Annotated in this window: 9 protein-coding genes; 7 read left to right on the top strand and 2 right to left on the bottom strand. The window is 61.8% G+C overall.

Going from position 1 to position 13,320, the window contains the following annotated elements; genetic code table 11:
- From ACFDTG_RS06180 to paoC, 7 genes are all read left to right on the top strand, one after another.
- The coding region (locus ACFDTG_RS06180) for a xanthine dehydrogenase family protein molybdopterin-binding subunit (protein ID WP_375290144.1) at positions 1–2,107 on the top strand (2,107 nt) is incomplete at its 5' end.
- Positions 2,108–2,289: 182 nt separating this feature from the next.
- The gene (locus tag ACFDTG_RS06175; protein WP_375290143.1) at positions 2,290–4,800 is read left to right on the top strand and encodes a TonB-dependent receptor domain-containing protein; all 2,511 of its coding nucleotides are present in this window, start codon (positions 2,290–2,292) and stop codon (positions 4,798–4,800) included.
- A gap of 70 nt (positions 4,801–4,870) precedes the next feature.
- A complete protein-coding gene (locus ACFDTG_RS06170; RefSeq protein ID WP_375290142.1) occupies positions 4,871–6,709 on the top strand; it encodes a methyl-accepting chemotaxis protein in 1,839 nt (612 codons plus the stop codon).
- Between the two features lie 76 nt (positions 6,710–6,785).
- Positions 6,786–7,934, top strand: a complete 1,149-nt coding sequence (locus tag ACFDTG_RS06165) for a DUF2332 domain-containing protein (RefSeq protein ID WP_375290141.1) — start codon at positions 6,786–6,788, stop codon at positions 7,932–7,934.
- Positions 7,935–8,043: 109 nt separating this feature from the next.
- A complete protein-coding gene (gene paoA, locus ACFDTG_RS06160) occupies positions 8,044–8,673 on the top strand; it encodes an aldehyde dehydrogenase iron-sulfur subunit PaoA (RefSeq protein WP_375290140.1) in 630 nt (209 codons plus the stop codon).
- Positions 8,674–8,676: 3 nt separating this feature from the next.
- Positions 8,677–9,627 (top strand): FAD binding domain-containing protein, encoded by a 951-nt coding sequence (locus ACFDTG_RS06155; RefSeq protein ID WP_375290139.1) that lies wholly within the window; start codon positions 8,677–8,679, stop codon positions 9,625–9,627.
- A 4-nt stretch (positions 9,628–9,631) separates the two neighbouring features.
- Positions 9,632–11,830, top strand: a complete 2,199-nt coding sequence (gene paoC / locus ACFDTG_RS06150; protein ID WP_375290138.1) for an aldehyde oxidoreductase molybdenum-binding subunit PaoC — start codon at positions 9,632–9,634, stop codon at positions 11,828–11,830.
- A 7-nt stretch (positions 11,831–11,837) separates the two neighbouring features.
- Here paoC and ACFDTG_RS06145 read toward each other — a convergent pair whose 3' ends face one another.
- Both ACFDTG_RS06145 and ACFDTG_RS06140 read right to left on the bottom strand, forming a co-directional pair.
- Positions 11,838–12,440: a nucleotidyltransferase family protein gene (locus ACFDTG_RS06145; protein WP_375290137.1), complete on the bottom strand. Its 603-nt coding sequence runs from the start codon at positions 12,438–12,440 to the stop codon at positions 11,838–11,840.
- Positions 12,415–13,281: an XdhC family protein gene (locus ACFDTG_RS06140; RefSeq protein ID WP_375290136.1), complete on the bottom strand. Its 867-nt coding sequence runs from the start codon at positions 13,279–13,281 to the stop codon at positions 12,415–12,417. The genes ACFDTG_RS06145 and ACFDTG_RS06140 overlap by 26 nt, the downstream gene beginning before the upstream one ends.
- Positions 13,282–13,320: the final 39 nt, after the last annotated feature.

Below are 13,320 nucleotides of genomic sequence, written 5' to 3'. Positions count from 1 at the left end.
GATCTCCCGGCTGGACGGACTGGCGAAGGTTACCGGCACCGCACCCTATTCGGCCGAGTATCCTGTGGAGGACTGCCTCGAAGGCGTGCTGGTCACGGCCACTATCACGAAAGGCGAAGTGATCCGTATCAACGCCGCTTCGGTCCTCGATCGCGACGGGGTGGTGGCAGTGATCGACGATCCGCGCCTCACCGCCCGCGCGGCCCAGGGCACCGCTGGCGAGGCGCCCGAACAGCCCGCGCGCAAGATCGGCTATTTCGGCCAGCCCATCGCGCTGGTGGTGGCCCAAACCTTCGAACAGGCACGCGATGCGGCCAAGCATCTCGTAGTCGAATACAGGAAGGATTCCGATTTTCTTCTCGATCCCGCAAAAGCAGATGCGGAAGTCGAGGAAGGCCCCACCCGCCAGGGCGATCTGGCGCAGGCCATGGCCGATGCCACGCACGCGGTCGATGTCGCCATCACCACCGATGGCCACGCCTCCGCCGCCATGGAGCCGCACGCCGCGATTGCGGAGTGGGACGGTAAGAACCTTAAAGTTCACGCATCCTTGCAGATGTTGAACTACAATATCTCCGAACTTGCCGATGCGCTCGATCTTGAGGAGGATCAGGTGCGGCTGATTTCCCGCTACGTCGGCGGCGGCTTCGGGTCCAAGCTGGGCATAAGCGAGGAAACCGTAGCAGCCTCGGTTGCCGCGATGGAGTTGCAGCGCCCCGTCCGCGTCGTGATGAGCCGGCAACAGGTCTTTCAGTGCATCATGCGCCGCTCGGAAACCGACCAGCGCCTGCGGCTTGCCGTGGGCGAGGATGGCAAGCTTTCCGGCTTCGGACACGAGGCACGCGTTTCCAATCTTCCCGGAGAGGAGTTCGCCGAGCCGGTGCTGCAATCAAGCGAGTTTCTTTACCGCGGCGACAATCGCCTGCTGCAACTGGAAGTCGCCCGCATCCATCGGATGACCGCCGGTTCTGTCCGCGCGCCGGGCGAAGCGGTGGGCATGCCTGCGCTCGAACTGGCGATGGATATGCTCGCGGAGAAGGCCGGCATCGATCCGGTCGAACTGCGCCTGCAAAACATTCCTGAAAAACATCCCGTCGAAGGCACGCCGTTCTCGTCCCGCAAGCTCGCCGAATGCCTCACCAAGGGGGCCGAAGCCTTCGATTGGGACAGCGGGCCTCGCAAGCCGCGCCACACCCGCGAAGGCGAATGGTGGGTCGGAACCGGTATGGCCAGCGCGGCCCGCGTCCACAACGTGGGCGAAGCAAAGGCACGCGTAACTTTGAAGCCCGATGGAACCGCCCTCGTGGCCAGCGACATGACCGATATCGGCACAGGCACCTACACGATCGTCGCGCAGGTCGTCGCCGAAATGCTGGGCCTCCCGGTCGAGAAGGTGCTCGTCGAGCTGGGCGACACGGACCATCCGCGCGGGCCGGGTTCGGGCGGAAGCTGGGGCGCATCCTCCGTGGGTTCGGCCGTTTACCTGGCCTGCAAGGGTCTGCGCCAGAGGCTCGCCAAAGCGGCGGGCAAGGACGAGGAAGATCTGGTCCTGAAAGACGGCCATGCGGCCGAAGGACAGGCCCTTACTGATTTGTCGGGCGGGGAGGAATGGTCGGAAGAAGGGCACTACGAACCCGGCAAGAATGCCGAAGACTGGGTCGCCGCCGGATACGGCGCGTTCTTTGCCGAGGTAAGGGTGAACCGCTTCACGGGCGAGACGCGTGTCCAGCGCATGCTGGGGGCATTTGGCTTCGGTCGGGTGCTCAACGCCAAGACCGCAAGGTCGCAATGCCTGGGCGGAATGACCTGGAGCATCGGGGCAGCGCTGACGGAAGCTTTGTTGTTCGATCCCCTCGACGGCCATCTTGTAAACTGCGATCTTGCCGAATACCACGTGCCCGTCCATCGCGATGTCCCCGATTGCGAGGTCATGCTGATCGAGGAACGAGACCCGGTGGCGAGCCCGATACAGGCCAAGGGTATCGGCGAACTCGGCATGTGCGGCGGGGCGGCCGCGATCGCCAATGCGATCTACAACGCCAGCGGCGCTCGGGTCTTGTCCTATCCCATTACCCCGGACCGTGTGTTGGCAGCAATGCCGGATTGAAGACGGCGGCCGGGCTTCCTGCCTTCGTCTTCGCCCGACTAACCAACCGAATTGACTAAAACTGCGCCGCTAAAAGATCATGGAAACGACGTACGTGATTATTCGGACACGCTGACATCACGATCTTTTAGAGCATCATCCTTAACAGGCACCGACTTACCCACAATACAAAGGGATTATCGGTGTTCAAGACCGCACTGCTTCTGTCTGCCGCAACCATTTTTGCTTACCCCGCTTATGCGGAAAACGACCTTCTATCGCAGACCAGCGATGCCAACCAGGCAGCCGCCGACGAGGCGCCCGAAGTAGCGACGCCGCGTCCGACGAAGCAGGCGTTCAATACGGGTGTTGCTCGCGCTCGCGATCCGCTCGACACGGCGGTTTCGACCAGCACGTTGATCGAGACCCAGATCACCCAGGTTGCGCCGCGTTCGATGGCGGAAATTTTCCGTTCCATCCCAGGCATCCGTTCCGAAGCCGCAGCCGGGGACATCAACAACAGCTACACCGTGCGCGGCCTTCCGCTGGTCTCTGACGGTTCGAAATACATCCAGCTTCAGGAAAACGGGCTGCCGGTGCTCGAATTCGGCGACCTGTTTCAGGCAACACCCGACAATTTCATGCGCGTCGATATCAATCTCGCGGGCATCCAGACCATTCGCGGCGGTTCGGCATCGACGTTCGCTTCGAACGCGCCTGGCGGCATCATCAACCTGATCGAAAAAACCGGCGACGTGGAAGGCGGATCGATCCAGTTCAGCAGCGGTCTCAATTATGATCTCTACCGTGTGGATGCGGACTATGGCGTGAAACTCGACGACACGCTCCGCATGCACATCGGTGGTTACTATCGCACGGGTGAGGGTGCCCGCAACGTCGGTAGCGATTCCGCTTACGAGGGGGGGCAGATCAAGGCCAATCTTACGAAGGATTTTGCTGGCGGCTATGTCCGCTTATACGGCAAATATCTCGATGAGCAGGTCCCGCAATACTATGTCGTCCCATTGCGCGTCTCGGGAACCAACAGCGACCCGGTCTACGAAAGCCTATCCGCATTCTCGGCCACCGAAGACACCCTGCACGCGCGCAACATCACCACCCTGCCCTTTCTGGACAAGCAGGACCGGGTGCAGGCGGGCAGTGCCAATGACTTCACACAGGTGAGCGCCAAATCGATTGGTCTCGAAGGCAAGATCGACCTTTCGGGATGGAGCATCATTGAAAAGTTCCGCTATGCGGACATGTCGATTTCGGCAAATACGCTGGCTTCGACGCGAATTCTGCCGGCAGCATTCGTTGCCTTCAACTATGGCGGGCCGGGCGCTGTGCTCAGCTATGCCACCGGACCAAACGCCGGCACCGTGATCGCCAACCCGAATACGCTGAATGGCAACGGTTTAATCTCCTACACCGTGGCGACGGACTTCAAGTTCGACGACCTGAACAACCTGACCAATGACCTGCGCGCCAGCCGCGTGTGGGACCTGAGCGGCGGCAAACTGACCTTCACTGCCGGCTATTATCATTCGGAGCAGGGCCTCGGGTCTGACTGGCGCTGGCTGGGCGTGCTCCAGGATGTTGTCGGCAACGCTGAGTCCGCGCTGGTGAATATCCGTACGGCAGCCGGGATGCCCATAACCCAGGGCGGCGTAATCTCGTTCAACGTCGCGGGCTACAATCGTGCAACCGATCTAGATTACACGGTCGATGCGCCATACGGGTCGCTCAACTTCCAGAAGGGCCGGCTGGCTCTTGGCGGAAGCATCCGTTACGACATCGGCAAGGTTCGCGGAACCGCTCAGATCGACCGTCCGGCGGATGTGGGTTTCATCGACGTCGATGGCAATGGCGTTCCTTCGTCCTATGCCGAAACCGTCGCTATTCGCGCTGCAAATCGCGCCGCCGACCCGGTCGATTACGACTACGATTATCTGTCGTACTCGCTCAGCGCCAATTTCCACATGCTGCCCGACTTCTCGCTGTTTGCTCGCTACAGCGTCGGCGGGCGGGCGGCGGCCGATCGCATCCTTTATTCCGCTGCAATCGATACCAGCGATGGATCACTGGCAGACGAGGGTGCGGCCTACGATGAAGTGCGCCAGCTTGAAGGCGGGTTCAAATTCCGCAAGCCGAATGCGCTGTTTAACGTGACCGGCTTCCTCGCCAACGTCGACGAGACCAATACCCAGATCGTTCGTGGGGCCGACGGCATTCCGTCGATCCGACTGCTTCAGCGCAAATACAAGGCTTATGGCGCTGAACTGGAAGGCAAGTACACGCGTGGTATTTTCACCGTGAATGCGGGCGCCACGATCACAGGTGCCGAAATTACCGCCGACCGGTTCGAACCGGCCCTCATCGGAAACAAGCCCAGGCACCAAGCCACGCTGATCTATTCGGTGACACCGCAGATCGATACCGACTTATTCAGCGTCGGCACTCAGATCATCGGCACGACCGGCAGCTATGCGCAAGACAATAACAAGCTGCGCCTTCCCGCCTATACCACCGTCGGTGCTTTCATACAGGTCCGACCGGTGAACAACATAGTGCTCTCGCTGAACGGAAGTAATCTGTTCGACGAGCTGGCAATAACGGAAACGATAGACGGGACGATTCCCGTGACCGGAGTGGTCGCGGCCCGTACACTCTATGGCCGCACGATCTCGGCTTCACTCCGTTTCAACTTTTGAGGCTTACGGGGGCGCGCGAAAGCGTGTCCCCGACCGCCGTTCCAACTACAGAATCATAGCAGGTCGCCCAATGTTCAAATCGCTGACCATTCCCCGCAAGCTCGGCTTCGCCTTCATGGCGATCAACGCCACCGCAGCAGTCATGATGATCCTTTTCTTCCTCAAGATCGGCATGGTCAGCGAAACGACCGAGGCCAACAATCGGCATCAGGATCTCTATGCGCAGGTACAGACGCTCGAAACGTCCATACTGCGACAGAACAGCCAGTTTCGCGGTTTCCTTGTGACCGGCGACGAGAGTTATCTCAAATCCTACTACGAGGGGCGCGACGACTACGACAAGGTTTCAGCCGAGTTGGAAGCTGAGTTCACAAACCCAGAGATGCTCGGCCTGCTGAAAGCCTCGCGAGAAGAAACGCTCAAGTGGCGTGCCAATTGGGGCGACCGGCTGATCGACAAGGTACGCGCTGGATATCGCCTAGAAGCTGGCGACGAGGTTCGTGCGGCGGGCAAGGCGGTCATGGTCAGCGACGCCGTCCTCCCGCTGCGGGATATCAAGGAATTCGAGCAGGCGGAAATAGCCGCGAACTCGCAGTCGCAGGACGCGGCGATCTCGACCGCCCGCGTCACGCTGGTTGTCGGCGGCCTTATGCTGATCGCAGTGGCCGTCAGCCTGGCGATGGCGTTGTCCCGGGCGATTGCGAAACCCGTGACCGCCCTCACGAACGCCATGAGCGATCTCGCAGGTGGTCGGTCGGACGTGGTCGTACCCTCGACGGATCGATCCGATGAGATCGGCGATATGGCGAAGGCGGTGGTTGTCTTTCGCGATGCAGCGCGGGCCAAGGCGAGTGCCGACCATGCCCAGGCGCATGTCGTGGAATCGCTGGCAGAGGGCCTCGAGGCTATCGCCAAGGGGGACCTCACCTACACCATTTCCGAACCCTTCGATGGTTCCTACGATTCCCTGCGCACCACTTTCAACCACGCGGTCGAAACGCTGGAGGAGAGCCTGCGTCAGGTCTCTCACTCGGCGGGTATCGTATCGGTGAGCTCGTCGGAAATTCGCGTCGCCACGGAAGACCTTTCTCGCCGGACCGAGCAGCAGGCCTCTTCGCTGGAGCAGACCACCGCCTCCAGCAAGCAGGTAACCAGCGCGGTTGCGGAAACCGCCGACGGAACCTCTCAGGCCCAGCGTGCAATCGAATTGGTCGAGGCGGATGCAGCCAAGGGCGGCGAAGTCATGGGCAAAGCAGTGGAAGCGATGGCGGCGATCGAAAAGTCTTCCGTCGAAATCGAGAACATCACCGATGTCATCGATGGAATCGCCTTCCAGACAAACCTGCTGGCGCTCAATGCGGGCGTGGAAGCGGCCCGCGCCGGCGAATCCGGCAAGGGCTTTGCCGTCGTCGCGAATGAAGTGCGAGCGCTCGCGCAGCGTTCGGCCGATGCCGCCAGCAGCATCAAGGCGCTGATCTCGACGTCGAGCGAACAGGTTGCCCAGGGCGTGTCCATGGTGGGGGATACAGGAAAGGTCCTGAACAATATCGCCGCCAAGCTGACCGATGTGAGCGGCCTGATGAAGACGGTGGTCCACGCGACCGAAGGGCAGGCGGGAAGTCTGGCCAAGGTCAACGACGCGGTCGGCGAAATGGACAAGATGACGCAGCAGAACGCGGCAATGGTCGAACAGAGCACGGCCTGCGCCCGCAGCCTTTCGGACGAGGCCGAACAGCTCGCCCGGTTGGTCAATCAATTCAGCCTGCGGCGGGATGCGACCGTCGACCATTCGCGCGTTGCCACCTTCCGGAGCCCGGTAAGCGCACCAGCGCCGGTTCGCGCCTGCGTGCCCGCGCCGGTTCAGGGCAACCTGGCGGTCGACTTCGACGACGACTGGAGCGAATTCTGATCCCTGGGCGCAGGCGTGCGCTTCGAGCGGCGGCTGATCCGGGATGAGGAGGGAACCAGTGCAAGGATTACCGCTCATGCGCCCGCGCGCCTCCGTCGAGGCAGAAACATGGCCGTCACCGTTATTGCTGAAGACGGCTGTCGAAACGCGTTCCGATCCGGTCAATCCGATTCATCGTCTTCGCCGATATGTGGAAGCATTCTTCGGTCAGCGCGCCTGCCTCCTCATACAAGCGGACAATGCCCGATCGATGGGATCTCCCTTCGTGGCCGAGGTGCTGGAAGCTGCCTTCCGTCAACTGGATAACGGGCGGCAGATCAGCGCCCTTATCGACGGCTGGCCCGGCGATACCGGGGCGGCGGCGCTTGCCCTGCGATTGAATGCGGGCCTGCACGCGTTGGCGCGCAGCGGCCGGCTCCTCTATCTCAGCGAACTCTATGCCGGCGCGCACCGTGACTTCGATGAAGCCATCGCGCTCGCCTTCACGCTTCACGACGAGACCATTGCGGAGGCCCTGCGTCATCCGACCCAAACGAACGAAGTGGGCCGGACTGCGGCGATTTATGCCGCGCTTGCGCGCCTGGCTACATGGACGGGCATGCCATGCGAATTGCTCGAACTCGGCTCCAGTTCGGGCCTCAACCTCAACCTCGCTCGCTATGGCTATCGGCTTGGGTCGATTGCGCTTGGCGACCGGGGCAGCAAGCTCCAGCTTCAGCCCGATTGGCATGGGCGCTCTCCACCGGCTGCCCCGGTGCAGGTGATCGGCGCGCGGGGCGTCGATCTCAGCCCCATGGATCCGACCAATCCGGAAACCGCCGAACGATTGATGTCCTTTGTATTTGCGGACCAGCCCAAAAGGCTCGAGCGCCTCTCCGTCGCATTGCAACTCGCCAAGGCTTTGCCCACCAAGGTCGATCAGGCAAGCGCGCTTCCCTGGGTTGTCCGAAGATTATCGGAGCCTCAGGACAACCGGACCTGCCGCGTCGTATTCCACTCGATGGTCCTGCAATATTTCTCGGATGACGAACGCGCGAGTACGATGGCGGCGATCGAGCAGGCAGGATCGCGATCTACGGAAGAACGGCCGCTTGCGCATATTGCCTTCGAATGGACCAAAGACCGATCGCAGGTAGAACTCTCCCTCCGCATCTGGCCATGGAACTGTAGCAAGGTCCTGGCCATCTGCCATCCGTATGGAGACTGGATCTCCTGGCTGGACTAGGTAGCGGGCTACTCGCCTGCCCCCTACGCTGACCGCGCTGCCGGGACGCGGCATTTGCGCGCCATTGCCAGACATGCCAAGACCTCCGCGCAACTCGCGGAGAACATTGATGACCGACTCTATGCTATCGATTTCACGGCGGGGGGTCCTGGTATCTTCCGCCGCTTCGGTCGCTGTCGCAAAAACGGGTCCCGCATGGTCCCAGGATAAAGCGCAAGGCTCTGGATCGATACCATCAAAGCCAGTTTCCATGACGGTCAACGGCACGCAGCATCGACTTGACCTCGATACGCGCACAACGCTGCTCGATACGTTACGCGAGCACCTGAAACTGACGGGCACCAAGAAGGGGTGCGATCATGGGCAGTGCGGTGCTTGCACGGTCATCGTCAACGGCGAGCGGATCAACTCCTGCCTCAGCCTCGCCGTGCAGCACGATGGTGACGAGGTCACTACGATCGAAGGCCTCGGATCACCAGACGATCTCCACCCGATGCAGACGGCCTTCGTCGAGCACGACGGATATCAGTGCGGGTATTGCACACCCGGACAGATTTGTTCCTCCGTCGCAATGCTGGAGGAAATAAAGCGTGGCGTCCCGAGCCATGTAACCGACGATCTCGACGCGAGAATGAGGCCGACGGGGGCGGAAATTCGCGAGCGAATGAGTGGCAACATTTGCCGATGCGGCGCCTATTCCAACATCGTTGCGGCGATTTCTCAAGTTTCGGAGGCCTGATCGATGCGCAGCTTCACTTATGAACGCGCCGCCTCCGCGCAAGCCGCAGCCGCAGCCGTTTCGACACAGCAAGGCGCGAAGTTTCTTGCCGGCGGAACGAACCTTCTGGACCTGATGAAGCTGGAAATCGAGACACCGACCCATCTCGTCGATGTCCAGGATCTCGGCCTCGACAAGGTAGAGGAAACCGCGGAGGGCGGATTGAAGATAGGCACCTTCGTCAGCAACACCGCGTTGTCCGCCCACCCGCGTGTCCGCAACGATTATGCCGTGCTCACGCGTGCAATACAGGCGGGCGCCAGCGGTCAGTTGCGCAACAAGGCGACTACCGGAGGAAATCTACTTCAGCGAACGCGGTGTTCCTATTTCTATGATCCCAATATGCCATGCAACAAGCGCAAGCCCGGCAGCGGCTGCGGCGCGATCGGGGGATATTCGCGTCAGCTTGGCGTCATCGGCATATCCGACGCATGCATCGCGACCTATCCGGGAGATATGGCGAATGCGCTGAGCGTCCTGGACGCCATCGTAGAGACGGTGAAGCCAGATGGTGCCACACGGTCCATCCCCATCGGCGAATTTCATCGACTTTGGGGCGACACACCTCAGATCGAAACCACGCTGGAACACGGCGAGCTGATAACGCACGTTACCTTACCCAAACCGCCCGGAGGCCGGCATTTCTACCGCAAGGTGAGGGACCGCGCATCTTATGCCTTCGCGCTGGTTTCCGTGGCGGCTATCATTCATTCGGACGGTTCGGGACGCGTCGCCTTTGGCGGTGTCGCACCACGCCCATGGCGCAGCGCCGAGGCAGACGCTTTATTGCCTCAAGGCGCCCGCGCGGTCATCAATACCGCCTTTGCCGAGGCTACACCGCGCGACGACAACCGATTCAAGATTGCTCTGGCAGAGCGGACATTGGCCGGAATCCTGGCCGAGGCAAGGAGCTGACGCGATGAAATTCGAACAACCCGCTCCCGCCGATCTGCTCGACGATCCGAAAATCATCGGGAAATCAACCAAACGCATCGATGGGCCCCGCAAGGTCAGCGGCACCGCGCCTTATGCCTTCGAGCGCCACGATGTTGCCGCCAACCAGGCCTACGGCTTCATTCTCGGCGCCGGAATTGCCAAGGGCACCATTACCGAAATGGATCTTGCCGAAGCGCGAAAGGCCCCAGGCGTCATCACGATCGTCGCGGCGACCGAGACCGATCCGGTGGGCACCAGTCGCTTCAACCACGCCCCGCTGTTCGGCGGGCGTCAGATCGCGCATTATCACCAGGCGATTGCCTGTGTCGTGGCCGAGACCTTCGAACAGGCCCGAGCCGCAGCGGGCATGATCCGCACACGTTACAATTCGCAAAAGGGCGCATACGACCTGGCCAAAATCAAGCCGGGATCGAAGCTGGCCGAGGGGAACGGCGGCAAGCCCGATCAGGTGAGCCGTGGGGATTTCGATGCCGCGTTCTCGTCCGCCCCGGTGACGGTCGACGCGACATATACGACCCCGGATGAAAGCCACGCGATGATGGAGCCGCATGCGACCATCGCCGCATGGCAGGGCGATGAACTGACCTTGTGGACCAGCAACCAGATGATCGCCTGGAGCGCCCGCGCCCTGGCCGAAATCCTGGCAATGCCGAGGGAAAAAATCCGTGTCGATTCTCCCTTCATAGGCGGCGGATTCGGTGGGAAGCTTTTCGTTCGTGCGGATGCCGTGCTCGCGGCTTTGGCGTCGAAAGCCACGAAACGACCGGTCAAGATCGCGCTACAACGTCCGCTGATTTTCAACAACACCACCCATAGACCAGCCACCATCCAGCGCGTTCGCCTGGGTGCGGACCGCGATGGAACGCTGACGGCAGTGGGGCACGAATGCTGGTCCGGCAACATAACTGGCGAGGACCCGGAAAATGGCGTCGCCCAGACGCGCAAGCTTTATGCGGGCGCCAATCACCTAACCTCATGCTACATCGGGCAGCTCGATTTGCCGGAAGGGAATGCCATGCGCGCACCGGGCGAAGCGCCGGGGCACATGGCGCTGGAAGTGGCGATGGACGAACTGGCCGAAAAGCTCGGCATGGACCCGGTGGAACTGCGCATCCGCAACGATGCCAAAACCGTGCCGGCCGATCCGTCCAAGCGGTTTTCGGACCGCCACCTTGCCGAATGCCTTCGCGAAGGCGCCAAGCGGTTCGAGTGGTCCAAGCGGAATGCCAAACCGGGCAGCGTGCGCGATGGACGGTGGCTGGTTGGCATGGGCGTGGCCGCCGGATACCGCGGCGCCCCGGCCACCAAATCTGCTGCCCGCGTTGGCCTGGACGGAAAAGGCCGGATATCGGTTTCGACCGACATGACAGACATCGGCACGGGAAGCTACACCATCATCGCGCAGGTCGCCGCCGAATGCATGGGCGTCCCACTCGAGGATGTGACCGTACACCTTGGCGATTCGAGATTTCCCGTATCATCGGGCTCCGGCGGCCAGTGGGGTGCCGCCAGCTCGACGGCCGGTGTTTATGCCGCCTGCGTCGCTCTGAGGAAGGCGATCGCCGACAAGCTCGGGTTTGATGCCGACGAAGCACAATTTGCAAATGGCAGGATCAGCCAGGGCAGCAAGAGGGCGTCGCTTCGCGATGCCGGCCCGATCTCAGCCGATGGCGATATGACGTATGGAGATTTCAAGAGCGACTACGATGTCGGCACCTATGCCGGTCATTTCTGCGAGGTCGGCGTCGACGTCTATACCGGCGAGATACGCATTCGCCGAATGCTGGCCGTGTGCGATGCTGGCCGCATCCTCAATCCGCTATCGGCGCGCAGCCAGGTGATCGGCGCGATGGTGATGTCGGCAGGCGCCGCCCTGATGGAGGAGCTGGCCGTCGACGATCGGTTCGGGTTCTTCGTCAATCACGATCTGGCTGGTTACGAAGTCCCGGTTCACGCGGACATTCCACACCAGGATGTGGTATTTCTGGATACGCTTGATCCGATCATCAGCCCGCTCAAGGCCAAGGGCGTCGGCGAGCTCGGCATCTGCGGACCTGCCTCGGCGGTCGCCAACGCGATCTACAACGCTACTGGAGTGCGCGTGCGCGATTATCCCATCACGCTCGACAAACTGATCGAAAACATGCCGGAGCCTGCCTGAGCGGGAGTTAATTGCTTTCCCGCTCCAGTCGGGCTCTTGCAAGATGGAGATCGGCTTGCCGGTCCACATCCATCAGGCTGTCCGGCGGTGCGGAGCAGGATTCCACCGGCATCGTCCAATCCAGACTGGCCGCCCCCCGATCACCGCGCACGCCAGCAAGCGTGGCGAACTCCGAGTTGGGAAACCCGGCTGGAACGCCGTTGCGTCCCGAGGGATAGCGCGTGAACACCACGCCATCCTCCAGGGCAATCTGCCTCAGATGTGAAGCTTCAACGAAGGGCATATCGGCGAGTCCAAGGACGAGGCGATCACAGTCCGCCGCAAGGCGGCAAGCCAGCTGGATCGATGTCGAAATGCCCTCGTCCGCCCTGGGATTTACCGCCTGCTGCCAACCGACGGCGTCCTCGGTTCTAGGCAGAGCACCCTCCCCCGCTACGATCAAATACCGGGTCGTGAAACCCGCCCTCTCCGCACAACGCGCGGCCCAGCGCCATAGGGGCATCCCGCCAAGATCGGCCGCGAGCTTGCCGTCCCCGAAGCGCCTGCCGCGCCCTGCCGCGAGCAGGGCGAAACCGATGGAGGGATCAAGCGGCCGGGCGCAGTCGCTCATATTCGCCCACAATTTCGGCTAGAACGGAAAGTGCCAATGCCTGAGGTGTTCGGCTGCCTCTGGGCGTACCGATCGGGCTTCGCACCCGGTGCAGTTGATCCTCGCCTAGGCCCCGCGCCGACAGCGCCGCGAGCCGAGCACGCCGCGCCTGCAAGCCGCCCTGCGCTCCGATATAGAAGGCCGGGCCCGAAAGCGCCTCTTCCAACAGTGGCACCTCCCAATCGTGATCGTGAAACAACATCACCACCGCGGTCCACGGATCTGTCGGTCCCCCGCCGCTGGTGCCGCCCAAGGCCAACTCACCCTTGTCGGTGACGTCGCAGGCGACGCCCGCCGCGCTGGCAATAGTGGCAAGCGCTTCCAGTTCGGGCCCTTCCCCAAAAGCACGGATCGCGAGACGCGGAATGTATCGGCGGCTGGTCATCAGCCGATTTGGCGCCAAGGCAAGCTTAACGTCCTCACGCAGATGCAGTGCGTTCAACGCTTGGCGGCACGCGTCGCGATCCGGCACCGGGTCGATAAGAATATCGAGCCCACCGCCGCAAGGCAGCCGGAAATCGATCTGCCGGGACCCGCGTCCGTAGCGTTTGACGATCGGGACTTCCGTATCGCGGCAATCGCTGGCCAGTTGCTGTTCGAGGCATCCGTCCGCCAGACTCCCGGCGATCCTGCCTTCGGGGGTTATCGCCAGTTGCGCCCCGAGCCGGCGCGAAAAGCTGCCCTCGATCCCCACGACAGTGCAAAGCGCCGCCCCGGGTTCAGCGCAAGCGGCAAGAGCGCGATGATCTTCGTCCTCCCGGCTCGCGAGCGGAAATGGGGCGACTGTCTGATCGGCAAGCATGACTAGCGACTAGCCGGGATTGCGGTCCATAGCCAACAC

Origin of the sequence: Qipengyuania sp. (genome assembly GCF_042095715.1) — a bacterium.
In the GTDB taxonomy this organism is placed as follows: Bacteria; Pseudomonadota; Alphaproteobacteria; order Sphingomonadales; family Sphingomonadaceae; genus Qipengyuania.
Note: the sequence above shows the minus strand (reverse complement) of the source record. Positions and strands in the feature narration are given on the sequence as shown.